A 24,483-nucleotide genomic window follows, 5' to 3' on the forward strand; every position below is an offset into this window, starting at 1 on the left:
GGTTTTCACACGCCCGCCTCGGGCAAACCGTTATTTCTCGCGCGAAAGCCGCCGGTTTTCGACAGTGGCCTACGGAGCGTCTATCCGTGGGCTTCGATCGAAGGCCGAAGTGGAGCGCGACACCAACAAACCAAGGAGAAACGCCCCATGATGGAAGGCTCCGACATCATCGCCGCAGAGGCGATTATCGATAACGGCCGTTTCGGCAAGCGCACCGTGCGCTTCGAAACCGGCCGTCTCGCCAAGCAGGCCGCCGGCTCTGCCCTGGCCTACCTGGACGATTCCACCACCGTTCTGTCCGCCACCACGGTGGGCAAGAACCCCAAGGACCAGTTCGACTTCTTCCCGCTGACCGTCGACGTTGAAGAGCGTCAGTACGCCGCGGGTCGCATCCCCGGTTCCTTCTTCCGCCGCGAAGGCCGCGCGGGCACCGAGGCCATCCTGGCCGCCCGCCTCATCGACCGCCCGCTGCGCCCCGGCTTCGTCAAGGGCCTGCGTAACGAGGTCCAGGTCGTCGAGACCGTCCTGACGATCGATCCGGACGACGCCTACGACGTTCTGGCGATCAACGCCGCGTCCATGTCCACCCAGATCGCCGGCCTGCCCTTCACCGGCCCGATCGGCGGCACCCGCCTGGCGCTCATCGACGACCAGTGGGTCGCGTTCCCGCGCTGGAGCGAGCTCGAGCGTTCCGTGTTCAACATCGTTGTCGCGGGCCGCATCGTCACCAAGGAAGACGGCTCCGAAGACGTCGCGATCATGATGGTCGAGGCCGGCGGCGGCAAGAACGAGTGGGAGCTCATTCAGGCTGGCGCCACCGCCCCCACCGAAGACGTCGTGGCCGACGGCCTCGAGGCCGCCAAGCCCTTCATCAAGGCCCTGTGCGAGGCTCAGCTCAAGGTGGCCGAGAAGGCCTCCAAGGAGACCGTTGAGTTCCCGCTGTTCCTGGACTACACCGACGAAGAGTACGCGGCGGTCGAGGAGTTCGCGGCCGAGAAGGTCGCCCAGGCCCTGCTGACCGAGGGCAAGCTCGCTCGCGACGAGGCCGTTGACGCCGTCAAGGAAGAGATGCTTGAGGCCCTGGCCGAGCGCTTCCCCGAGTCGGAGAAGGCCCTCAAGGCTGCCTTCCGCTCGCTCGAGAAGGCCACGATCCGTAACCGCACCCTGCGCGAAGAGATCCGCATGGACGGCCGTACCCCGCGCCAGATCCGTTCCCTCTCCGCCGAGGTCGAGGTCCTGCCCCGCGTGCACGGCTCCGCCCTGTTCCAGCGTGGCGAGACCCAGATCCTGGGCATCACCACCCTGGCCATGCTGCGCATGGAGCAGCAGATCGACAACCTGTCGCCCGTCAACGCCAAGCGTTACATGCACCAGTACAACTTCGCTCCGTTCTCGACGGGCGAGGTTGGCCGCGTCGGCTCCCCGAAGCGCCGCGAGATCGGCCACGGCGACCTGGCCGAGCGCGCCCTGGTTCCCGTCCTGCCCTCGCGTGAGGATTTCCCCTACGCGATCCGTCAGGTCTCCGAGACCATGGGCTCCAACGGCTCCTCGTCGATGGGCTCCGTCTGCGCCTCGACCCTGTCCCTCCTCCAGGCCGGCGTGCCGCTGCGCGCCCCCGTCGCGGGCATCGCGATGGGCCTGATGACCGGTGAGGTCGATGGCCAGTTCAAGGCCGTCACCCTGACCGACATCCTGGGCGCCGAGGACGGCTTCGGCGACATGGACTTCAAGGTTGCCGGTACCCGTGACTTCATCACGGCCCTGCAGCTGGACACCAAGCTCGACGGCATCGATTCCCAGGTGCTGCGCGCCGCGCTGGCCCAGGCCCGCGACGCCCGCCTGGCAATTCTCGACCTGATCAACCAGGCGATCGACGGCCCGGATGAGATGAGCCCCAACGCTCCTCGCATCATCACCGTCAAGGTTCCCGTCGACAAGATCGGCGAGGTCATCGGCCCCAAGGGCAAGATGATCAACCAGATCCAGGACGAGACCGGCGCTGACGTCACCATCGAGGACGACGGGACCGTCTACATCGCCTCCTCCGACGGCGCCTCCGCCGAGGCCGCCCGCACGATGGTCAACCAGATCGCGAACCCGCAGATGCCCGAGGTCGGCGAGCGCTTCGTCGGCACGGTCGTCAAGACCACCTCGTTCGGCGCGTTCGTGTCGCTGACCCCCGGTAAGGACGGCCTCCTGCACATCTCGCAGGTCCGTCGCCTCGTGGGCGGCAAGCGCATCGACTCCGTGGACGATGTCCTGCAGGTCGGCCAGCAGGTCGAGGTCGAGATCGCTGAGATCGGCGACCGCGGCAAGCTGAGCCTGCACGCCGTCATCGACGGCGAGGCCGGCGAGCTCGAGGCCGCCGAGGGCGAGCAGACCGAGCAGCGCCGTGAGCGCCGCGATCGCTCCGAGCGTCGCGAGCGTCGCCCCCGTACCCGCACCCGTCGCCGCCGTGACGACGAGCGCGAGGATGGCGCTTCCGAGGAGTGAGTAGCTCCCGCTAGCTAAATCGGACCGGTGGCCGGGACGGAGCGTGTGCTCCGCCCGGCCACCGGCCTTTTTGCGGCTACACTGTGAACGTTTCGTGCCAACCCCCGGATTATGGGGGACGCAAGAGGAGAAGTATGACGCCCAAGCCGCTGCCGCTCGACGAGGCCCGCCTATCCATCGAGGATGGCGACACCCGCATTGAACGCACGATCCTGGGAGCCGGGACGCGTGTCCTGACCCAGGAGATTCCCGCAACGAAGAGCGCGGGCGTGTCCCTGTGGGTGCCCGTGGGGTCGCGCGACGAGGGGCCGCGCACGGCCGGGTCGACCCACTTCCTCGAGCACCTTCTGTTCAAGGGGACGAACAAGCGTTCCGCCCTTGACATCGCCGTCGCCTTCGACAGCGTGGGCGGCGAGTCAAACGCGGAGACTGCTCGCGAGCACACCGCCTACTGGGCGCGCGTGCGTGACGCGGACCTCGACATGGCGATTGAGACGCTGACCGACATGGTCACCGACTCACGCCTCGACGAGGAAGATTTCTCGATGGAGCGCGGCGTCATCCTCGACGAACTGGCGATGGGGGAGGACTCGCCCACGGACACGGTCCACGACACCTTCCAGCTGGCCGTCCACGGCGACCGCCCGATCGGACGCCCCGTCGGCGGCACGCCCCAGGCCATCCGTGAGGTCGAGCGCGCGGACGTCTGGGAGCACTACCAGGCCCACTACGGCCCCTCATCCCTCATCGTCGCCGCCGCCGGCAACGTCGACCACGATTCAGTGTGCGAGCGCGTGCAGGCCGCCCTGGAGGGATCGCCCTGGGACGTGGGCAGCGCGGCCTCGCCCCGGCCTCGTCGATCCACGACCGTGAACCCCATCGCCGACCACGACAAGGACATCACCCGCCGCCGCGACGTCACCCAGGCGCACGTCATCATCGGTTGTGAGGGCCTGGCGGCAACGGACCCGGCGGGCCCGACCATGAGCGTCCTGCTGTCGGTCCTGGGCGGCTCCATGTCGTCGCGCCTCTTCCAGGAGGTGCGCGAAAAGCGCGGCCTGGCCTACACGACCTACGCCTTCGACGTCGCCTACTCCGACACCGGAACCTTCGGCATGTACGCGGGCTGCAGCCCCGACAAGGTTGGTGAGGTCGAGGCCATCATGCGCGCTCAGCTGGAAGACCTCGCCGCGGACGGCCCGACCGAGGAAGAGATGACGCGCGTGCGCGGACAGGTGCGCGGAGGCGTCGTCCTGGGCCTCGAAGACAACTGGTCGCGCATGATGCGACTGGGCCGCTCGGAAATCATCGGTCGCTACCGGCCCATCGATGAGTCCCTCGCCGAGTTCGACGCGGTGGAATCCGCCGACGTGCGCGCCCTGGCGGCCTCCCTCATCGCCAAGCTGGATTGCCGCGCCCTCGTCCTGCCCACCGAGTGAACAGTGGGGGAGTGAGATACCCCCTGTCCATCCGCGCTCGTCGCGCCGAACGCGGGAATACCCTGAAGACAGCCACATAACCGTAAGAAGGAGAGCGCAATGATTCGCGTCGCAGTGACAGGAGCCAAAGGCCGCATGGGCTCGACCGTCGTTCAGGCGGTGACCGACGCCCCGGACATGGAGGTCGTTGCCCTCTTCGATGCGGGCGACGAGATCACGCCGCAGAGCGTCAACGGCGCGCAGGTCGCCGTCGACTTTTCGATCCCCAGCGTCACCGAGTCCAACGTGCACGCGCTCCTCGACGCGGGCGTTGACGTGGTCGTGGGCACGACCGGCTGGACGGAAGAGTCCTACGCGCGCGTGCGCGAGCATGCGCAGGCCGCTGGGCGCGCCGTCCTGATCGCCCCGAACTTCGCGATGGGCGCGGTGCTCGCCATGAAGTTTGCCGCCATGGCCGCCCCCTACTTCGAGTCCGCCGAGGTCATCGAGATGCATCACCCCGCTAAGGTGGATGCTCCCTCCGGCACCGCCGTGGCGACCGCGCGGGGCATCGCGAAGGCGCGCGCTGAGGCCGGCCTGGGCGAGATGCCCGACGCGACCGAAACCGACGAGCTCGGCAGCCGTGGTGGCCGTGTGGATGGCATTCCGGTCCATGCCGTGCGCCTGCGCGGCCTGACCGCCTCGGAGGAGATCCTCCTGGGCAACGCGGGCGAGCAGCTGGTTATCCGCACGGATTCCTTCGACCGCGTCTCCTTCATGCCCGGTGTCCTGCTCGGCGTGCGCCGCGTGGTCGGCCGCACGGGCCTGACGATTGGCCTCGACCAGGTGATGGGCCTGTGAGCCGCAGCGCGGGTCCGGACCGCTCCGTGCGCCCCGCTCAGAGCGGCGACGCGCGCGCGATCGCTCGTCTGCAGCGCGAGGCCTGGCGCTCCCTCATGGGGCAGGACGCCCTCGATGCCCAGGGCATTACCGAGGAGGCGCTCGCCGCCCAGTGGGAGGCGACGCTGGCCTCTCCGCGGCCGGGCGGTACCGCCCTCCTCGTCGCCCTCCACGGCAATACGATCGTGGGTTTCGCTCTGGCCGGTCCTGATGAGGCCGGGGAAGCCTCGGCCCCCGACGCTGAGTCTGGTGAGGCGGCGGTGGCCGCGACGCAGGTGTATGAGCTGGCGGTGGATAAGAACTTCCGCCGGTCGGGGCATGCGTCGCGCCTGCTGTCGGCGGTCGCGGACCTGACGAGTGGCCAGCTGCGCGTGTGGGTCGGCGTGGATGATGAGGAGCGCCAGCGTTTTTACACGTCGGCGGGCTTTGCGCCCTCGGGCGCGGTGCGAGTGCTGGGCGATGGCCCCACGCAGCACATGTGGTGGGCGGAGCGCGACTAAGGGCCCACGGCGCGAGCGACGCCACGCGGCTGCGTGCGTGGTGCTCCGTCCACGTCGGGGGCGGTGCGCGCCCATTGTGAGGGGCCATGCGTATCATGGAACGCATGAGTAACATTCCTCCCCGCCGCTTCGGTTCCCTCGCAGCCGCCATGGTCACGCCGATGACCGACACCGGCGAGATTGATCTGCCTTCTGCGCAGCGCCTGGCGACCAAGCTGGTCGATGAAGGGTGTGACACGATTCTGCTGTCCGGCACGACGGGCGAGTCGCCGACGACTCACCAGCCGGAGAAGAACGACCTGACGGACGCCGTCCGTGAGGCCGTGGGGGATCGAGCGTTCATCCTGTGCGGCGCGTGTTCGAACGACACTGCGCACGCGGTGCGTATCGGAGAGGGCGCTCAGGAGCACGGAGCGGACGGTCTGCTGATCGTGTCCCCGTACTACAATCGTCCTTCCCAGGAGGGCCTGCGTGCGCACGTGCGCGCCGTGACGGATGCGACCGACCTGCCCGTCATGCTCTATGACATTCCGGGGCGCACGGGCATCGCGTTCTCTGACGCGACCCTCGATATCCTTGCCCAGCACCCGCGGATCCTGGGCGTCAAGGACGCGACGGGTGACGTGGAGACCGGCGTGGAGCGCATGCACCGCACGGGCCTGGAGTACTACTCGGGCGACGACGGCTTGAACTTCGCGTGGATGACGGGCGGTGCCTCGGGCTTCATTTCCGTGGTCACGCACGTGGCCTCGGCCCAGTACCGTCGCATGATCGAGTTGCTCGACAGCGACCAGGTGTGGGAGGCGCGCGAGCTGTCGTACTCTCTGCGTCCCCTCGTGCACGCCATCATGGGCGGCGGACAGGGAGCGGTCATGGCGAAGTACGCCCTGTGGCTCCAGGGTGTCATCGACAGCCCGGCCGTGCGCCTGCCGATGGTGGGCATCAGCGACGATGAGGTGTCGGCCCTGCGTCGCGCCCTGTGCACCGCTGGTCTACTCTGACATATAGTTCGCCCCCGTCGAGACCCGGCGGGGGCGAGGTGTATGTTCGGGGCGCCATGGTGGCATTATTGCTCGTTGACGAGTGTTGAAAGTTATGCTTAATATACTTAGGTAAAGCTCATCAATACTGATCGTTGTCTTCAAGGAATGGATACCGTGGCAAAGAAGGACGTCATCATTCCCCTGGTCCCGGCCGCTCTCAGCGCCCTGCTGCTCGCCGGAGGTGTGACCGTCTTTTCGGCGTGCGAGCAACGGGCCGACGGCTCGTGGATGCACTGCCACCAGTGCCAGAACATGGTGGCCGGCAGCGCCGTCGGCCTCATCGCACTGTACGGCGCCTCCTCCCTCGTCAAGAACAAGCCTGCGCGCCTGGCCCTGCTCGCGCTCGCGGTCATCGCCAGCGTCGTTGTGTTCTTCATCCCCGGCGGGATCTGCCCGCTGTGCGCGATGAAGACGATGCGCTGCCACACCGTCTTCCAGCCCTTCGTGCGCATCATGAGCGTCCTGGTCGCCGGCAGCGGTATCGGAGCCCTGGTGGCGTCCTGGAAGAAGGACGCGAAGCCCTCCGCCTGACGTATCGCCCCGGATAGGAGACAATGGCGGCGTGAGGGCCCTAGGACGTTCGACAACCGTGCGCATCGGCGCGGTTCTCCTCGTGCTATCCCTCGTCGCCGTTCTCACGATCGTCGTGCGCAACGCAGTGCGCTATCGCGAGGCCGTCGCCCTGGACGAGGCCGGGGATACCCAGGGGGCGTACGAGCTCTTCCATGCGCTCGGCGGGTACGGTGACGCGGCCCAGCGAGCGCAGGCCCTCGTCGAAGCCGATCCCGCGCTGCCGTACCGCTCGGCATCCAAGGGCGACACCGTGTCCTTCGGGTCCTACGAGCAGGACGGCAACGCGGATAACGGGCCGGAGCCGATTCAGTGGATCGTCCTCGATAACATCGATGGCCAGCTCCTGCTCCTGAGTGCAGACGTTCTCGAGGCGCGCCAGTACCACCACGTGCCCTTCGAGGAAGTCACGTGGGAGAACTCCGATTTGCGTGCGTGGATGAACGGCGACTTCTACGAGGGCGCGTTCACCCCCGTTCAGCGAGGGCTCATCGAGACGGTGCACAACGAGAACGCGGATCAGTCGATCACCGGCGCGAGTGGCGGGGCCGCGACCGACGATCGGGTCTTTGCGCTCAGCGAGACCGAGAGCGTCATCTACTTCAACACGCCCGCTGCGCGCAGTGACATCGGAGTGGCCCTCGCGAGCCAGCACGCAGCCGCCGGGCCTCTGAGCGTCAGCGAGGATGGCACGGCCGACTGGTGGCTGCGCTCTCCTGGAACCTACGGATTCGCGACCCAATTCGTTGATGCCTCGGGCACTCCCTCGCTCAGTGGAGCAAATGTGGACCTGCAGTACGGGGTGCGCCCGGCCCTGTGGATCAACGTCGCGGGGGCTGGTGAGGAGAGCCGATGAGCAAGGCGCTGTCACTGCGCCGAGTTCCTCTCATGAACATCCGCGCCCACCCCATCCGATCCCTCGTCATTGCAATCCTGGCACTCGCCCAGGCAGCCTGTGTGTTCGGTGGGTTCGTCCTCGTCGATGCGATGAGGAGCGAGCTGTCGTTGGCTGAGCGCAGGCTCGGAGCAGACCTCGTCGTCTATCCGACGACCTGCCTGAACCGGGTGGAGAAGAAGCGCCTCCTCATGCTCGGAACCCCGGTGGTCTGCCACCAGCCGCGCTCGGCTCTGGCGCGCATGTCGTCCAACGAGGACATCGCCGCGGTGTCCTATCAGCTCTACGTGTCCGAAACGCTGGCGGATGGCACTACTCGGTGGATCGTCGGCTTCGAACCTGAGACGGATTTCGTGCTCTCGCCGTGGATTGCCGAGGGGGAAGGGACGTCGCTGCCGCGCGGATCGGTCCTCGTCGGTAGCGCCGTGCCCGGCGCGGACGGGCAAACCCTCTCCGTCTTTGGGCGCGAGCGCCCGATCGGCGCGCATTTGCTCGCCACCGGATCGGAGCTGGACAGCGCCGTCTTCGTCCCCATGGACACTCTCGCCGACATCGTCGCGGACGCCTCCGCGGCGGGGCAAGACGTCGACGCTTCCCTCGACCCGGCTACCGACTACTCCGCGGCGCTCGTGCGCGCCTCGGACAGTGACGCGATCGAGAGCGTTACCAACTGGATCAACCTCTACGTGCGCAAGGTGAAAGCCGTGCGCAGCAGCGAGGCCCTCGTTGATGCGGGGGCGGGCATCCGATCGCATCGCTTCGTCGCAATCGGGGTGCTGGGGGCTATCTGGCTGGTGCTCCTCGGAGCGCTCGCCGTCGCTCAGCTCAGCCTCATGAACGAACGCCGCCAGGAACTCGCCGTGTGGCGCTCGATCGGAGCCTCACGCGCCATCGTCAGCCGCATCATGCTGCGGGAATCGGGGCTCCTCCATGCGGCGGGTGCACTCGTGGGCACAGGGCTCGCGGCCCTCGTCCTGCCCTTGGTGGGGGAGAGGAGCGTGGTTGAGGCTCTTCATGTCCTCGCTACGTCGCTGCCTCTCGCCGGGCTGTCGATCGTCGTCGTGACCTGCGTGGGCATCGTCGGCACTCGGCTCGCGCTCGCTCGGGTGAGCCGGGCGGCCGCGGGGAACAAATCGGTCCTGATCTAGGGACAATTGTCAAGGAGGAATGACGCAATGCTGTCGCTGTCGCGACTACCGTGGATGAACCTGCGCGGATACCCCGTGCGGACGGGGACTCTGGTCTTCTTCTCCATGCTCATGACGATGACGATCTTTGGTGGAACGCTGGTCGTCCAAGGTATCGAACATGGCCTGCGCACGACTCAGTCGCGCCTCGGAGCCGACATCATGGTGACGCCCGACGAGGCAGACACCGACTTCGACGCGCAGACCTTCCTCGTGAACGCCGAACCGTCGTACTTCTACATGGACGCGTCCACGCGCGAGGCAGTCGCCGCCGTCGATGGGGTCGAGGCCGCCTCCTCCCAGCTGTTCCTCGCCTCGGCGAGGGCGAGCTGCTGCTCGGGCCGCTACCAGGTGATCGCCTACGACCCGGCCACCGACTTCACGATCCAGCCGTGGATGAACGACGCCGTCGGGCAGACGCAGCTGGGGGAGAATGAGGTGATCGTCGGCGCCAACGTGCTCGCCAACGACCCGGAGAACTTCCAGCTCTTCGACAACACCCTGCGGGTCGTCGGCCAATTCGACCCGACCGGATCGACCCTCGACAACGCGGTCTACATGAACTTTGAGACCGCGAAGAAGGTTATCGACTCGTCGCTGCGCAAGGGACTCAACAAGTACTCGACGCTCGAAACCGACCGCATCATCTCCTCGGTCATGGTCAAGGTGGCACCTGGATACGACGCCGAGGCCGTGGCCGCGCAGATCCGTGAGCAGGTCCCCGGCGTCTCGGTCGCCACCTCGACGAAGCTGGTGAGCGGCATCGCGGCGTCACTGGACGCAACCTCGCGCACCGTCACCACCCTCATCGCCGTCGCGTGGGGAGCCGGCCTGCTTATGATCACCCTCATGTTCGTCCTGATGGTCGTCGAGCGCAGGAGAGAATTCGCGACTCTTATCGCCGCCGGTGCACACCGTCGCATGATCTCGCGCATCATCATTCGCGAGGCCCTCGCGGTCAACGCACTCGGTGGCATCGGCGGCATCATCGTCTCCGGTGTCCTCCTCATGTCCTTCTCCGGGCTCGTACGTCAAAGTCTGGGAGGGGGATTCCTCGTCCCGTCGCTGCCCGCTCTGGCGCTGCTCGCTCTGGGAGCGCTCGCGTCGGTGGGCCTCGTCGCCCTCGTCTCCTCGTGGATAGCGCTACGGTACGTGACGACAATGGACGCCAGCCTGGCCCTGAAGGAAGGGGAATGACATGATCATCGAGGCAACGGGACTCACGAAAGAATTCGCCCGAGCCCGCGGGGGAAAGCGCCTATTCACGGCCGTCCACCCGCTGGATATCGACCTGGAGGAACGCCTACTGACCCTCGTCTCGGGACACTCCGGCAGCGGCAAGAGCACCCTGGCGAACATGCTCGCCGGCATCCTCACGCCGACGGCGGGGCACGTACGATTGGACGGCACGGACCTGTACTCACTGCGCGACGAGGAGCGCTCGCGCCTGCGCAACGAGCGCATCGGCCTCGTCCCCCAGGGGCACACGGCCCTGCGTGCCCTGACGGTCCTTGACAACGTCTTGCTCCCCTCGATCCTCTACGCCAAGGCCGAGGCACCCGCGGATCGTGCCCGCGAGCTGCTGGCCGCCGTGGGTTTGGGTGACCTCGCCGATGCCGCACCCACCGAGCTGTCGGGCGGCGAACTGCGGCGCATGGCGATCGCGCGCGCCCTCCTCATGGACCCCGCCATCGTCATCGCAGACGAGCCGACCGCCGGCCTCGATAGCGCGAACGCGACTGCCGTCCTTACCCTCCTGCGCGACGCCGCGGATCGGGGGGCCGCCGTCCTTGTTGTCTCCCACGAGGCCGAGGCCCGCAGCTTTGCCGACCGCTGCTACACCATGGAAGACGGACACCTGAGCGAGAACTAACGGCTCGGCGTCCCCGAATACGCCAAATGTGAGGGGAGCGACCTGCCCAACATGTCTCCCGATGCGGGCAAAGCAGCGCCAACGTGGCAGACTGGCATCATGAAGTCTTTGTACGAGAACCTCAGCGAACCCGCGCCCCTGGAAGAGGGCGCACTGCGAGTGATCCCGCTGGGAGGTCTCGGCGAGGTCGGCCGCAACATGAACGTCCTCGAGTATCGGGGCAAGCTCCTGGTCGTGGACTGTGGCGTTCTCTTCCCCGAGGAGAGCCAGCCCGGCGTCGACCTTATCCTGCCGGATTTCTCCTGGATTGAGGATCGCATGGACGACGTCGTCGGCCTCGTCCTCACGCACGGCCACGAGGACCACATTGGCGCGGTGCCCTACCTGTTCAAGCTGCGCAGCGATATTCCGGTCTACGGCTCCGACCTGACCCTGGCCTTCGTCGCCCCCAAGCTGCGCGAACACCGCCTGCCCGACCCGAGCCTCAACGTCGTCGCCGAGGGCGACCGCCTCACCGTCGGACCCTTCGACCTTGAGTTCGTCTCCGTCACCCACTCGATCCCCGATGCGCTCGCGGTCTTCGTGCGTACCGATGCGGGCAACGTCCTCATCACGGGCGACTTCAAGATGGATCAGCTGCCGCTGGACCGTCGCCTCACCGACCTGCGCGCTTTCGCCCGCATGGGCGAGGAGGGTGTCGACCTGTTCATGGTGGACTCCACGAACGCGCTGGTGCCCGGATTCATCACGCCTGAGCGTGAGATCGGCCCGGTCCTCGACCAGGTGTTCGGCGAGGCCACGGGCCAGATCGTCGTTGCCTCCTTCGCCTCGCACGTGCACCGCGTCCAGCAGGTCATCAACGCCGCTGCCCACCACGGGCGTCGCGTGGCCTTCGTGGGCCGCTCCATGGAGCGCAACATGCGCATCGCGGAAGAGAAGGGCTACCTGTCGATTCCCGAGGGTCTCATTGTGGATCTCAAGGGTATCGGTGAGCTGCCGCCCTCCGAGCGCGTCTACATGGCGACCGGTTCGCAGGGCGAGCCGATGGCTGCCCTGTCGCGCATGTCGGTGGGTTCGCACCGAACCGTGACGATTGAGCCGGGCGACATGGTTGTCCTGGCCTCCTCGCTGATTCCCGGCAACGAGAACTCCGTGTACCGCGTCATCAACGACCTGACCCGCCTGGGGGCGCGCGTTGTGTCCAAGGAGAACGCGAAGGTGCACGTGTCCGGTCACGCGAGCGCCGGCGAGCTCATCTACTGCTACAACATTGTTCAGCCCAAGAACGTCATGCCCATCCACGGCGAGGTCCGTCACCTGGTGGGCAACGGTCAGCTGGCAGTCAAGACGGGCATCGACCCGCAGAACGTGGTTCTGGCGGAGGACGGCGTGACGGTCGACCTCAAGGACGGCGTCGCGCGCGTGTCGGGCATCGTGCCCTGCGAGTACGTGTACGTGGACGGCCGCTCGATCGGAGAAATCTCCGAGGACGAGCTGGAGACACGCCGCACCTTGGGGTCGGAGGGCTTCATCTCGATCTTCGCGGTCGTCGAGCACGATTCGGGCATGGTCCTGGCCGGCCCGGAGATTCGCGCGATCGGCATGGCCGAGGACGATTCGGTATTTGAGGAGATCCTCCCCGACGTCACGCAGGCGCTCAAGGATGCGGCGGCGCCCGGCGGCCAGGACCCCTACGTTCTGCAGCAGGCCATGCGCCGCGTCATCGGGCGCTGGGTTGCGCGCCGTCTGCGTCGTCGTCCTATGATCGTCCCGGTCGTGACCGAGCAGTAGGCAGGCATTCTTCATTGACGAGGCCCTGGCGTGCTGGGCGTTAGCGCGCGCTTGAAGGAAGGAATCTACGTGTCGGGTCGTTTCATTTCGACGCATTCTGTCGCTCTTGTGTTGCCGATGCATATCGCGTACATGCCGGAGCGAGGAGGGTCCGTTCACGCGGATGCGGCTAGTTCGCGTCCCGGCGGCGGTTTTACGACCCTGTGCGCCGCAGCTGCCATGGGGGTGCCCGCGGCTGCCGCCTCGCCCCTGGGCACGGGACCGAACTCCTTCGCGGTGCGTCAGCAGCTGGTCGAGGCCGGCGTCGACGTCCTGACCCCCGAGCTGGTTGGTGACATCGGCGTGGTCATCCAGTTGATCGTCGAGGACGGCTCGATGCGCTCGGTCGTGACGGCCGGTGTCGAATCTGAGCCGTCGCGCGCGGCTCTCGACCGTATCGAGCTGCGCGAGGGCGACGTCGTACATGTGGCCGCATCGGATATGACGAGCGCGCACGCCGCCTCCGAGCTCAGCGAGTGGGCCGCCGCTCTGCCTCCCTACGTGACCCTCGTCGTCTCGGTGTCTCCGGCTGTTGCCCAGGTGCCCGTCGAGGCCTGGGAAACGATTTTCCCGCGCGCCGACGTCGTGACGATGAACAGCTGGGAGGCCGCTGCCCTGGCCGGCATCCTGGACGCCAACCAGCACGGATCGACGATCCGCACCTACATGCGTCCCGACGCTGCCACGGTGCGGCGTTCGGGGGACCGAGGCTGCGAATTGCAGAAGTTCGCCGACGCCCCCGTCATTTCGATTCCTGCGTTCCAGGCGCCCATCGCGGACACCGCGGGCGTGGGGGATACGCACATCGCCGAGATGTGCGCGGGTCTCGTCATGGGCTACGACCTGGAGACCGCGTGCCTGATGGCAAACGCGGGCGCGGCTCTTGCGATTTCCCACGAGTCGGCCCTGCCCGTCCCCACCCGTGATCAGGTTGAGAACGTGCTCGAAACCGGGGTTGTTACGAACATCCTGCGCTGATCTCACGCGGCGCGCCTGGCGGAGCGGGGGCACCGTGGGCGATATGGTGGAACGATCATGGCACAATCGTCTCCACGCTCCTCGTCAGGCAAGGCTCCCGCGCGCCCGCGCGCGAAGGGAGGCGCCTCTCGCTCCGCTCACACGCCCCAGCCCGAGCCGACGCAGCCGGGTTTCCTGGCGCGCTTTTTCTCGGCGGTCGGTCGTGCGGCCGTTGGCGCCGTCCGCATGTGGAAGGCGACTGATTCACAGGTCAAGCGTGACGCCGCCGCCTTCGTTGCGGTCGCCGCAGCCATCGTCATCGCGCTGCGCGAGTGGTTCCAGATTTCCGGCGAGGCCGGGGATGCCATTCACCACGCGTCGGCAGGCCTGTTCGGTATCTTCTCGGTTGTCCTGCCCCTCGTCCTGATTGCCCTCGCCGTCGAGCTTGTCTCGGCACGCTCCGGGCGCTCGGCTCTGCCGCACCACGTGGCCGGCGGTATCGGCATCACCGCGGCGCTGACGGGCCTCGTGCACATCTCCCGCGGCAACCCCGCGATGGGTGCCGATCCCGGCATTGAGGCGGCTGGTGGCCTGCTCGGCTGGTTCGTCGCGCGCCCCCTGGCCCTTCTCCTGTCCGGCTGGGGTGCGGGAGCCCTGATGATCCTGCTCCTGGCCTACTCGATCCTGCTCGCCACGCGGACGGCTGTCGCCGATGTCCCCGCGCGGCTGCGCGACCTCGCCGCCCACCTCAGCGGTGAGCGCCCAGCGGGCGACGCCGAGGCAGCCGATCAGGTCGGCGGCGATCCCGCCAAGGAAGCGCGCCGCAAGGCGCGCAAAGACCTCGCGGCCGGAGACGACGCGTTCCTCGACGAATACGACGGAGACGAGTCCTTCCGCAAGGCCACCGACACCGAGTCGGTGGGGGAGACCCGCCTGCTGGAATCCGGCCCCATCGCGGCTCCCGCGCCCGCCCCGACTCCCGCGCCCCGGCCTCGTCAGTCCACGCCGGACGCCCCCACCGAGATGCTCACCCAGATGCGTCCCGCCGTGGCCCCCGCGCCCGTCCAGGTGCCCGCGCACGTGCCCGAGCCCGAACCGGAGCCCGAGGATGAGTCGGCGCCCCCGCCGATCACCGACGAACCCGAGGGGGCCTTCCAGCCCAACCTCGACGACTCGATCAGCTACACGCTGCCCTCGGAGGACCTCCTGGTCTCCGGACCGCCCCACATGACCCGATCCGCCGTCAACGACCAGGTTGTCGCGGCCCTGGGACAGGTCTTCGCCGACTTCAATGTCGACGCGCGCGTCACCGGTTTCTCCCGAGGCCCGACAGTCACCCGCTACGAGGTCGTCCTCGGCGCCGGCGTCAAGGTTGACAAGCTCACCAACCTGTCGAAAAACATCGCCTACGCCGTGGCCTCCGCCGACGTTCGTATCCTCGCGCCGATCCCGGGCAAGAGCGCCATCGGCATCGAGATCCCCAACGCCGACCGCGAAAACGTCGCCCTCGGCGACGTCCTGCGCTCGGCTGCGGCCCGGCGCAACCAGCACCCGCTCGTCGTCGGCGTTGGCAAGGACGTCGAAGGCGGCTACGTCGTCACCAACCTGGCCAAGACCCCGCACATGCTGGTGGCCGGCCAGACCGGTTCCGGTAAGTCCTCCTTCGTTAACTCCATGATCACGTCGATCATGATGCGTGCGACGCCCCAGCAGGTGCGCATGATCCTGGTCGACCCCAAGCGCGTGGAACTCACGATCTACGAGGGCATCCCGCACCTCATCTCGCCCATCATCACCGACGCCAAGAAGGCCGCCGAGGCCCTCGAATGGGTCGTCAAGGAGATGGATGCGCGATATGACGACCTGTCGGACTACGGCTTCAAGCACATCGACGACTTCAACAAGGCGGTGGCCGCCGGACAGGTGCAGGCCAAGCCCGGGTTGGAGCGCACGCTGCACCCCTATCCGTACCTTCTCGTGGTCGTCGACGAGCTCGCCGACCTCATGATGGTCGCGCCGCGCGACGTCGAGGCGTCGATTCAGCGCATCACGCAGCTGGCGCGCGCCGCCGGCATCCACCTGGTCCTGGCCACGCAGCGCCCCTCCGTCGACGTCGTCACCGGCCTCATTAAGGCCAACATCCCCTCGCGCCTCGCGTTCGCGACCTCTTCGCTGACCGACTCGCGTACGATCCTCGATCAGCCCGGCGCCGAAAAGCTCATCGGCCAGGGCGACGCCCTCTACCTGCCCGCGGGTGCCTCCAAGCCCATGCGTGTCCAGGGAGCCTGGGTCTCCGAATCCGAGATCCACCAGATCGTCGCCCACGTCAAGAGCCAGATGGAGACGCACTACCGCGACGACGTCGTGCCGGAGAAGAAGGAAGCCAAGGTCGCCGAGGACATCGGAGACGATCTCGAAGACCTGCTGCAGGCAGCCGAGCTCGTCGTCTCCACCCAGCTCGGCTCCACCTCGATGCTCCAGCGCAAGCTGCGCGTCGGCTTCGCCCGCGCCGGTCGCCTCATGGACCTGCTCGAGTCGCGCGAAATCGTCGGCCCCTCCGAAGGATCCAAGGCACGCCAGGTGCTCGTCACCCCCGAACAGCTGCCCGAGGTCCTTGCCATGCTGCGCGGAGAGTCAGCCGGCATCGCCGAGCCTGAGCCCGCCCCCGCGCCCGCTCCGGCCGCTCCCGAGGGGGCACCCAGCCCGGCCATCGGTGCACCCGCTGCTGTTGCGGGGGAAGCTCCGGCCTCGTCCGCTCCCACGCAATCGCCCGCTTCCGGTTACGAAATGGGCACGGCATCCGCCGGCGATTCGCGCGGCAGCGGGGTTGACCCGTACTCTGGTCATAACTTTGGTGGGTCCTCGCCCGACTGGGTCGATGAGGAGCCCGAGGATAACGAGGACGCTTGGCAGCTCACAGGCCGCTGAGAGGAAAGGAAACGGTCATGAGCGATAATGTGTCGCGCGTGCAGCGAAACAGCAAGGTTCCCGTGGTGAACCTGCCTAACGCGCTGACCGTTTTGCGTCTGGTCCTCGTCCCTATCTTCGTCGTTCTGGGGCTGCAAAGTCAGTCGTGGAGCGCGCTGTGGGCGGCCTTCTTCGTCTTCGCCGTCGCCGCGATCACGGACCGCTTCGACGGAGAGCTCGCGCGCTCGTGGGGTCAGATCACCGACTTCGGTCGCATCGCCGACCCTATCGCCGACAAGGCACTGACCCTGTGTGGCTTCGCCCTGCTGTCCTACCAGGGCTTCCTGCCCTGGTGGCTGACGATCCTCATTGCCGTTCGAGAGCTCGGCATCACGGCGATGCGCGCCTTCTTCCTGCGCCGCGGCGTCGTCGTGTCCGCGAATCAGGCGGGCAAGCTAAAGACCTTCATGCAGATGATCGCTCTGGGCATGCTGCTAATCCCGTGGGCACACTTCACGGCGTTGAATGAAGTGAACGAGGGGTGGGTCGTTATCCTGATCCGCCTCGGCCAGATTTTTGCAGGTGTTGCCCTGGCGCTCACGCTCTACTCGGGCGTTATGTACGTCATCGAGGGGGTGCGCCTCATGCGCGGTTCGTCCGCGGGTGAGGCCGAGGTTCAGGCTCCGGAGGTGCCTGCGACCCAGGAAGCCGCTTCTGAGTCTCCGAAGCGTGGCCTTGCGGGGCAGCACGTCCAGAGTTGAGCGTGGGTGACGCAATGCATGCGCTCATCGACTCGGCGGCGGAATAATCCTGAGAGGGCTCGCGTTGTACGGGTATGAATGCAAGGCGAGGAATGAACGCGCAGCGTCACAGCGTTTCGATGCGCGAACTAACACTGCACTCCTCACAACAGAACGGCTACAGTAACACTATGGAAAAGACACTGAGCGAAACCCCGCTGCTGCGCAGCGAGCTGGGCGATGTTCTGCGTGGCATCCGCCAGCGCCAGGGTCGAACCCTGCGCGAAGTCTCTTCTGAGGCCCAGGTCTCCCTCGGCTACCTGTCCGAGGTTGAGCGCGGGCAGAAGGAAGCGTCCTCGGAACTGCTTGAGGCCATCACCTCGGCCCTGCGTGTTCCGCTCTGGTTCGTCCTGCGCGAGGTCTCCGAGCGCATGGCGATCATCGACGGCGCGGTCATCCCCGACGCGGTGCCCGACGACATCATGCCCGTCACGCTGATTTCCTGACGCGTGAAGCACTCTGAGTTTTACGAGGCGGTCGAGGCGACCTTCGGGTCAGCCCTCGGCCGCTCGTATGTTTCCGATCTCTACCTCGCCTCTCTGGGGGCCACCGCGCGCGACGCCCTGTCCATCGGCGTGAATCCGGATGAGGTCTGGGCAACCCTGTGCGAAGAAACCGGGCGCGAGGATGCGCGCTGGATTCATCGTGTCGATCCGCGCGAGCGAGGGCGCTGAACCTCTGTCATTTCGATTCCTGTGATCGATACCTGCAAGTCGCGCAGACGGCGTGTCGAACAGTAGTCGAACATGTGTTCCATTTAAGCTTGTGGGCGACGACGCTCCGACGCGTGTCATCCACAGGGGTGACGCGCGCGGGACGCAGATGACGATGGCCGGTCGCATACTCGTCATGTCGCCTCGGAGAGGGGTGGCATTCCAGGCCAGGACACCCGCAGGCCGGAGAGGCCGCAGACGAAAGGATCACCATGGCAGCCCGTAAAGCACCCGCCGCAAAGCCCGCGACCAACGACCGCAATAAGGCGCTCGAAGTCGCCCTGTCACAGATCGACAAGCAGTTTGGTAAGGGCTCCGTCATGCGCCTGGGCGATGACAATCGCCCGCCCGTGCAGGTGATCCCCACGGGTTCCCTCGCACTCGACGTCGCCCTCGGCATCGGCGGCCTCCCGCGCGGCCGCGTCATTGAGGTATACGGCCCCGAATCCTCCGGTAAGACCACGGTCGCTCTGCACGCAGTCGCCAACGCCCAGAAGGCCGGCGGCAACGCCGCATTCATTGACGCCGAGCACGCCCTTGACCCCGTCTACGCGCGCGCCCTGGGAGTGGACACCGACTCCCTCCTGGTCTCTCAGCCCGATACGGGTGAGCAGGCCCTCGAGATCGCCGACATGCTGATCCGCTCGGGTGGCATTGACATCATCGTCATCGACTCCGTCGCGGCCCTCGTGCCCAAGGCCGAAATCGAAGGCGAGATGGGTGACTCCCACGTCGGCCTGCAGGCCCGCCTGATGAGCCAGGCCCTGCGTAAGATCACGGGCGCCCTGTCCGCCACCGGCACCACCGCGATCTTCATCAACCAGCTGCGCGAAAAGATTGGCGTCTTCTTCGGCTCCCCGGAGACTACGACGGGCGGTAAGGCCCTGAAGTTCTACGCCTCGGTGCGCATCGACGTGCGCCGCATCGAGACCCTCAAGGAAGCCGGCGCCCCCGTCGGTAACCGCACGCGCGCCAAGGTCGTCAAGAACAAGATGGCCCCGCCGTTCAAGCAGGCAGAGTTCGACATCGTCTACGGCAAGGGCATCTCGCGCGAAGGCTCGATCATCGACATGGGTGTCGAGGCCGGTATCGTGCGCAAGTCCGGCTCCTGGTTCACCTACGGGGACGACCAGCTGGGCCAGGGCAAGGAGAACGTGCGTCAGTTCCTCGTGGACAACCCTGAGCTGGCCAACGAGATCGAGCAGAAGATCCTCGTCTCGCTGGGTATTGGCGAGGCCCCGGATCCGGACCAGGCGTCCCAGGACGTGCCCGACATTGATCCTGATGAGGATGCGGGCTTCTGAGTCGTGGTCCGCTATCTGGATCCCGAAGATAATCCCGAGCTGGGGGAGGAGCGTCGCAGGCGTTCCTCCCCGGGCGAGCGGCTTGCGCGCGCTCGCGAACGCAATGCGGCCCTGACGGGCACGGCGGCGATCGAGGCCGCGCGCGAAGTCGCCCTGCGTAAGCTCGACGCGCGCGCGTGTTCTCGCTTCGAGTTGACCAGCGCGATTGAAGGGCGAGGCTTCAGCGCGGAGCTCGCTACCGAGGTTGTCGGCCGCCTGGAGGCTGTTGGCCTCGTCGATGATCAGGCCTACGCGGATGCGCTCGTCCGCTCGCGGTTTTCCGGGACGGGTGCGTCTGGTCGAGCGCTGCGCGAGGTCCTCGTGCGCAAGGGGCTCGACTCCGCGACCATCGAGCGGGCTCTCTCTCAGATTGATCGGGACGACGAGGCGGAGCGTGCTGCGCAGCTGGTGGCCCGCAAGCGTCGCTCTCTCGCGGGCGTTCCTCGTGAGACCGCCTACCGTAGACTGAGCTCCATGCTCGCGCGCAAGGGGTATTCGCCGTCTGTCGCGGCCGCGGCGGTGCGCGAGGCCCTCGATACGTGGAGTGACGACGACGAAAGCGCAGAGGAGACCTGGCAGTGGGGACTGTGACCGAGATAAGCAACGTGGAGCTCGCTCAGCTGATCGGCGAGCTGACGGAGCGTGGGCTGACGATCGCGACGGCGGAGTCGCTGACGGGCGGTGGTCTCGTTGCGCGCCTCGTGGACGTGCCCGGCGCCTCTCACGTGGTGCGAGGCGGTGCCTGCACCTACGCGGTCGATACGAAGGCCTCGGTGCTGGGTGTCTCGGAGAGTCAGCTGGCGGCGACGGGTCCGGTCGATGAGCAGGTCGCTCGCCAGATGGCTCGCGGCGCGCGCTTGCTGTTCGGCGCGGATATCGGTGTGTCGACGACGGGGGTCGCAGGTCCTGGTCCCGCCGACGGACTCGAAGCGGGGACCGTCCACATCGCCTGTGCGCACCCGACGGGGGAGGAGCACCGCCTTCTGCACCTGGGCGGTGATCGCGCGGCCGTGCGTGCGGGTGCGATTGGCGCAGCCCTCGCTCTCGTGCGTGACGTGCTCGACTTCGCCGCCACAGTGGCTGACGACTAAACTTCAATGCGATGAATACGATGATGCAGGACGGCACCGTGCTTCCCCGCACCTACGCGGTGCGCACGCTCGGCTGCCAGATGAACGAACACGACTCCGAACGCATGGCGGGTCTGCTGGAGCAGGCCGGCCTCGTTCCCGTTGAGAAGGTCCCCGAGGCCGCCGCCCGCGCGACCGACGCCGGCGACATGGGAGCCGACGTCATCGTGATTAACACCTGCTCCGTGCGCGAGAACGCCGCGACCCGTCTCTTCGGTAATCTCGGCCAGCTCGCCTCCGTCAAGCGAGCGCGCCCGGGCATGCAGATCGCGGTCGGCGGCTGCCTCGCCCAGCAGATGCGCGACGGCATCGTCGAGAAGGCCCCGTGGGTTGATGCCGTGTTCGGCACGCACAACATCGACGTGCTCCCGGCGCTGCTGCGCCGCGCCGAGCATAACCGCGCGGCCGCCGTCGAGATCGAGGAATCCCTCAAGGTCTTCCCGTCGACCCTGCCCACCCATCGCGAGAGCGCGTACGCCGCGTGGGTGTCCATCTCCGTGGGCTGCAACAACACCTGCACGTTCTGCATCGTCCCGCACCTGCGCGGCAAGGAACGCGACCGTCGTCCCGGCGATATTCTCGCCGAGGTTGAGGCCGTCGCCTCCCAGGGTGCCATCGAGGTGACCCTGCTGGGACAGAACGTCAACTCCTACGGCGTGGGTTTCGGCGAGCGCGGTGCGTTTGCTGACCTGCTGCGCGCTGTCGGCCGCGTCGAGGGCATTGAGCGCGTGCGATTCACCTCGCCTCACCCCGCAGCCTTCACGGACGACGTGATTGCGGCGATGGCGGAGACTCCCACGGTCATGCCGAGCCTGCACATGCCTCTGCAGTCGGGTTCCGATGCGATCCTGCGTCAGATGCGCCGCTCCTACCGCCGTGATCGTTTCATGGGCATCCTGGAGCGCGTGCGCGCCGCCATCCCGGAGGCTGCGATCACGACGGACATCATCGTCGGCTTCCCCGGCGAGACGGAAGAGGATTTCCAGGCGACTCTCGACGTCGTCGAGCAGGCTCGTTTCTCCTCCGCCTTCACGTTCCTCTACTCTCCACGCCCGGGTACGCCCGCGGCGGACCGCGAGGATCAGGTGCCGGACGACGTTGCGCTCGAGCGTTACCAGCGTCTCATCAAGCTCCAGGAGCGTATCTGCGCCGAGGATAACGCCGCGCTGGCCGGGACCGAGGTCGAGGTCCTCGTCTCCGAGGGTGATGGCCGTAAGGATGGTGCCACACACCGTATTTCGGGACGCGCCCGCGACAACCGTCTCGTGCACGTCGCCCTGCCCGAGGGTATGGCCGAGGCGGATCGTCCGCGCCCGGGCGACATGATCCGCGCGACGGTCACCTACGGCGCGCCGCACCACCTGATCGCTGACTCGGGCGCGCAGGGCGGCCTGTTCGAGGTGCGCCGCACGCGCGCCGGTGACGCGTGGGAGGCACGCCAGGCCTCGGACGAACCCGACAACACGGTATCGCTGGGTATTCCCACGCTGCGCGTGGGTCCCCCGAGCTGATCGGGCACCCAACCGCTTCGAGCCTCCTCAGGTGAACGACCTGGGGAGGCTCACGTATTGGCTACCCACCAGAAATACTGCACGTTTGCTCGCTTGATGGTGACAAAAGATGGGAAAATGTCTTCATCAAACAAATGTGTGACCCACGACTCCTGAGTTACTTTTGTGTCGTGGCGATCGTCACGACGACGAGGCGATCGACATGCGGGAGCACTCTCGGTAGTGCGGGTCGATTCGAGCCCCCCTATGCGACCCGTGGCCCCTCCGCACACGCGGTACCTGCCGCGCCTTCGCATGTAGTCGGCGCACACTCAACTGAGAGTGCCCCGTTCCTCCAGGTGGAGGAACGGGGCACTACTCATCTGCGTCGAGCCGGAGGCTTACTCCTCGGCACCCTCACCAAAGAGCGCGGGGACTTCCTGAGCGGCGGACAGGCCGATGATCAGGCCGCGGCGCAGCATCGCGTGGATCTGACGATCCGACAGACCCTCGCCGACGAAGAAACGCGACGCGGCCATCAGGGCCCAGCCATCGCCATCTTCGATCGGGAAGACGGTCGGCTGCAGGTGGGCGTTGTTCCATTGGTTCGCCTTTTCCTGCAGGGAGACCTCCGTGTGCCCCTCGCCGGGCACAGCAATGCGCGTCTCGATCTGCGCCCAGGGGGCATCCGCGGGCTCGCGATGAATCTGGAACTGCACGTCCTCCAGCTGGGTGACGGCGATGAACTCATTCGAACCGTGCGGCAGGCCGTCGCCCTCGAGCACCTTTTCGATGCGCTCGATCGTCAGCTCGGACACCTCGGTGCCCCATTTGGCGGCGTACTCGTCGGCTTCCATCGCGGGGGAGGGAGCGGCGGGGGTGGGCAGCGGTGAGGCCTTGGCCTCGCCGTCATCGCCGAAGGTGAAGCTCTTCCACTCAGGCATTGGAGCCCTCCTTGGTCCACTGGTCGGGGAACATGATGTCGAGCTGGTTCATCATGGCGACAGCGGCCATGATGAACTGGGAGACCTCGGCGTGAACCTGCGCATCCGTGGCACCCACGACCCAGTTGAAGGTGTGCTGCAGGTGCAGGGCAATGGCGCCGGTCTCGGTCGTGCCGGAGGTGATCTTCGGCAGGTAGGTCGACGCATTGAGGCGGCGTACCGCGGAGGCGATGGCGTCGGCGTGCGAGGGGTCGAAGAAGCGCGGGTAGTCCGCGACTCCCTGGACGGGGTGTCCCTCGGGGACAGCGATGCGGACGGTGCGGTTCGGCAGGATGGCCGCGACCTGGCCGGTGTTGGACACGAAGGGGATAAGCCCCACGGCCTCGACCGCTTCGATGACCCGGTCGAGGGTGACCGGGAGAGTGTCAGTTGTGCTCATGGTCTTAAGACTAGCCGTTGTTGGGTGGTATCTGTGGGAGCCACCCGTACACTGGTGGCCATGGAGACATCGGTGAGGCGCGCGTCGGACGTCGTGTGCGCGGTTGTGGGGCCCACGGCCTCGGGCAAATCGGACCTGGCCCTGGAGCTGGCCTGCGTGCTTCCGGGTGCGTTGGGTGCGAGCGGCGCGGGCGAGATCGTCTCCGCGGACGCCCTGCAGCTCTACCGAGGCATGGACGTGGGGACGGCTAAGACTCCGGTGGAGGAGCGCCGCGGGATCGCCCATCACCAGATCGACGTGCTTGAGGTTCGGGACGAGGCATCGGTGGCCGCCTACCAGAAGCACGCGCGCGCCGATGTAGCGGGCATTCACGAGCGCGGGGGCGTCGCGGTGGTCGCGGGAGGCTCCGGCCTCTATCAGCGCGCCCTCCTGGACGTCATCGAGTTCCCGGGCACGGACCCGGCCGTGCGCGCCCGACTCGAAGAAGAAGCCGAGGGGCCGATGGGGTCGCGCGGCCTGCACGATCGCCTGACCCAGCTCGACCCGATCTCAGCTGAGCGTATCGACCCGCACAACGCCCGCCGGATCATCCGCGCCCTTGAGGTCATCGAGCTGACTGGGCGCCCCTATTCGGCATCCATGCCGCGCCACGAGTTCGTGGCGCCCTCACTCATGGTGGCGCTGCGTCGCCCGATGGAGGAACTCGACGAGCGCATCGCGGTGCGTACCCGCGCCATGATGGACGGTGGCCTCATCGAGGAGGTGCGCGCCCTCATCGATGTGGGCCTGCGCGAGGCGAAGACCGCGTCGCGGGCGACGGGGTACGCCCAGGCGCTCGCCGTCATCGATGGGCAGATGAGTGAGGACGAGGCCGTGGAATCTATCGCGCTGGCCACGCGTCAGCTGGCACGCCGCCAGGTCAAGTGGCTGCGACCGGATCCTCGCGTGCACTGGCTGGACGTGGAGAGTTTCGACTCGAACGAGGCCGTGGTGCGCCACGTCGTCGAGCTGACGCAGCGCGAGGCCGAGGCCACCCTGGGGCGCTCGTAAC

The 24,483-nt window shown here is 67.0% G+C and carries 23 protein-coding genes; 21 read left to right on the top strand and 2 right to left on the bottom strand.

The window, feature by feature from the left end:
- Positions 1-147: 147 nt before the first annotated feature.
- The 20 genes from CYJ22_RS05100 to miaB all read left to right on the top strand — a co-directional run bounded on the left by CYJ22_RS05100 (position 148) and on the right by miaB (position 22,070).
- The gene (locus CYJ22_RS05100) at positions 148-2,493 is read left to right on the top strand and encodes a polyribonucleotide nucleotidyltransferase (RefSeq protein ID WP_101601584.1); all 2,346 of its coding nucleotides are present in this window, start codon (positions 148-150) and stop codon (positions 2,491-2,493) included.
- Positions 2,494-2,627: 134 nt separating this feature from the next.
- Positions 2,628-3,932: a M16 family metallopeptidase gene (locus CYJ22_RS05105; RefSeq protein WP_101601586.1), complete on the top strand. Its 1,305-nt coding sequence runs from the start codon at positions 2,628-2,630 to the stop codon at positions 3,930-3,932.
- Positions 3,933-4,031: 99 nt separating this feature from the next.
- Positions 4,032-4,772: a 4-hydroxy-tetrahydrodipicolinate reductase gene (gene dapB / locus CYJ22_RS05110; protein ID WP_007587815.1), complete on the top strand. Its 741-nt coding sequence runs from the start codon at positions 4,032-4,034 to the stop codon at positions 4,770-4,772.
- On the top strand, positions 4,769-5,311 hold the full coding sequence (locus CYJ22_RS05115) for a GNAT family N-acetyltransferase (RefSeq protein ID WP_007587697.1): 543 nt from the start codon (positions 4,769-4,771) through the stop codon (positions 5,309-5,311). The genes dapB and CYJ22_RS05115 overlap by 4 nt, the downstream gene beginning before the upstream one ends.
- Before the next feature lie 104 nt (positions 5,312-5,415).
- Positions 5,416-6,312: a 4-hydroxy-tetrahydrodipicolinate synthase gene (gene dapA, locus CYJ22_RS05120; RefSeq protein WP_034496168.1), complete on the top strand. Its 897-nt coding sequence runs from the start codon at positions 5,416-5,418 to the stop codon at positions 6,310-6,312.
- Positions 6,313-6,459: 147 nt separating this feature from the next.
- Positions 6,460-6,885 (top strand): DUF4418 family protein, encoded by a 426-nt coding sequence (locus CYJ22_RS05125; RefSeq protein WP_003792733.1) that lies wholly within the window; start codon positions 6,460-6,462, stop codon positions 6,883-6,885.
- A gap of 13 nt (positions 6,886-6,898) precedes the next feature.
- On the top strand, positions 6,899-7,780 hold the full coding sequence (locus CYJ22_RS05130) for a DUF6273 domain-containing protein (protein WP_101601589.1): 882 nt from the start codon (positions 6,899-6,901) through the stop codon (positions 7,778-7,780).
- The gene (locus CYJ22_RS05135; protein ID WP_101601591.1) at positions 7,777-8,967 is read left to right on the top strand and encodes an FtsX-like permease family protein; all 1,191 of its coding nucleotides are present in this window, start codon (positions 7,777-7,779) and stop codon (positions 8,965-8,967) included. Before CYJ22_RS05130 ends, CYJ22_RS05135 begins: the two co-directional genes overlap by 4 nt.
- A gap of 27 nt (positions 8,968-8,994) precedes the next feature.
- Entirely contained in the window at positions 8,995-10,203 is a 1,209-nt protein-coding gene (locus CYJ22_RS05140) for an ABC transporter permease (RefSeq protein ID WP_101601594.1), read from the top strand.
- A 1-nt stretch (position 10,204) separates the two neighbouring features.
- On the top strand, positions 10,205-10,879 hold the full coding sequence (locus tag CYJ22_RS05145; protein WP_007587704.1) for an ABC transporter ATP-binding protein: 675 nt from the start codon (positions 10,205-10,207) through the stop codon (positions 10,877-10,879).
- Between the two features lie 99 nt (positions 10,880-10,978).
- Positions 10,979-12,670: a ribonuclease J gene (locus tag CYJ22_RS05150; RefSeq protein WP_034496162.1), complete on the top strand. Its 1,692-nt coding sequence runs from the start codon at positions 10,979-10,981 to the stop codon at positions 12,668-12,670.
- Positions 12,671-12,787: 117 nt separating this feature from the next.
- Positions 12,788-13,687: a PfkB family carbohydrate kinase gene (locus tag CYJ22_RS05155; RefSeq protein ID WP_034496159.1), complete on the top strand. Its 900-nt coding sequence runs from the start codon at positions 12,788-12,790 to the stop codon at positions 13,685-13,687.
- A 57-nt stretch (positions 13,688-13,744) separates the two neighbouring features.
- Entirely contained in the window at positions 13,745-16,594 is a 2,850-nt protein-coding gene (locus tag CYJ22_RS05160; RefSeq protein WP_007587872.1) for an FtsK/SpoIIIE family DNA translocase, read from the top strand.
- Between the two features lie 17 nt (positions 16,595-16,611).
- Positions 16,612-17,334, top strand: a complete 723-nt coding sequence (pgsA, locus tag CYJ22_RS05165; RefSeq protein WP_101601596.1) for a CDP-diacylglycerol--glycerol-3-phosphate 3-phosphatidyltransferase — start codon at positions 16,612-16,614, stop codon at positions 17,332-17,334.
- Positions 17,335-17,504: 170 nt separating this feature from the next.
- Positions 17,505-17,819 carry a helix-turn-helix domain-containing protein gene (locus tag CYJ22_RS05170; RefSeq protein WP_034496157.1) on the top strand — a complete coding sequence of 105 codons (315 nt, stop codon included), beginning with the start codon at positions 17,505-17,507 and terminating at the stop codon, positions 17,817-17,819.
- A 3-nt stretch (positions 17,820-17,822) separates the two neighbouring features.
- Positions 17,823-18,047 (top strand): DUF3046 domain-containing protein, encoded by a 225-nt coding sequence (locus CYJ22_RS05175; protein WP_007587862.1) that lies wholly within the window; start codon positions 17,823-17,825, stop codon positions 18,045-18,047.
- A gap of 251 nt (positions 18,048-18,298) precedes the next feature.
- Entirely contained in the window at positions 18,299-19,390 is a 1,092-nt protein-coding gene (gene recA / locus CYJ22_RS05180; RefSeq protein WP_003796169.1) for a recombinase RecA, read from the top strand.
- Positions 19,391-19,393: 3 nt separating this feature from the next.
- Positions 19,394-20,020, top strand: a complete 627-nt coding sequence (locus CYJ22_RS05185) for a regulatory protein RecX (RefSeq protein ID WP_007587760.1) — start codon at positions 19,394-19,396, stop codon at positions 20,018-20,020.
- Positions 20,008-20,520 carry a CinA family protein gene (locus tag CYJ22_RS05190; protein ID WP_101601598.1) on the top strand — a complete coding sequence of 171 codons (513 nt, stop codon included), beginning with the start codon at positions 20,008-20,010 and terminating at the stop codon, positions 20,518-20,520. Before CYJ22_RS05185 ends, CYJ22_RS05190 begins: the two co-directional genes overlap by 13 nt.
- An 11-nt stretch (positions 20,521-20,531) precedes the next feature.
- Positions 20,532-22,070: a tRNA (N6-isopentenyl adenosine(37)-C2)-methylthiotransferase MiaB gene (gene miaB, locus CYJ22_RS05195; protein ID WP_101601600.1), complete on the top strand. Its 1,539-nt coding sequence runs from the start codon at positions 20,532-20,534 to the stop codon at positions 22,068-22,070.
- Positions 22,071-22,450: 380 nt separating this feature from the next.
- Here miaB and CYJ22_RS05200 read toward each other — a convergent pair whose 3' ends face one another.
- Together CYJ22_RS05200 and CYJ22_RS05205 are read right to left on the bottom strand one after the other, a co-directional pair.
- Positions 22,451-22,993, bottom strand: coding sequence for a YbjN domain-containing protein (locus CYJ22_RS05200; RefSeq protein WP_007587824.1), 543 nt, complete (start codon positions 22,991-22,993; stop codon positions 22,451-22,453).
- Complete coding sequence (locus tag CYJ22_RS05205; RefSeq protein ID WP_101601602.1) at positions 22,986-23,432, bottom strand: histidine kinase; 447 nt, start codon at positions 23,430-23,432, stop codon at positions 22,986-22,988. The genes CYJ22_RS05200 and CYJ22_RS05205 overlap by 8 nt, the downstream gene beginning before the upstream one ends.
- A gap of 60 nt (positions 23,433-23,492) precedes the next feature.
- Between CYJ22_RS05205 and miaA the strand changes: the two genes are divergently transcribed.
- Entirely contained in the window at positions 23,493-24,482 is a 990-nt protein-coding gene (miaA, locus tag CYJ22_RS05210) for a tRNA (adenosine(37)-N6)-dimethylallyltransferase MiaA (RefSeq protein ID WP_101601605.1), read from the top strand.
- The last annotated feature ends 1 nt before the right edge of the window (position 24,483 follow it).

Origin of the sequence: Schaalia odontolytica (assembly GCF_002847525.1) — a bacterium.
GTDB lineage: Bacteria > Actinomycetota > Actinomycetes > Actinomycetales > Actinomycetaceae > Pauljensenia > Pauljensenia odontolytica_B.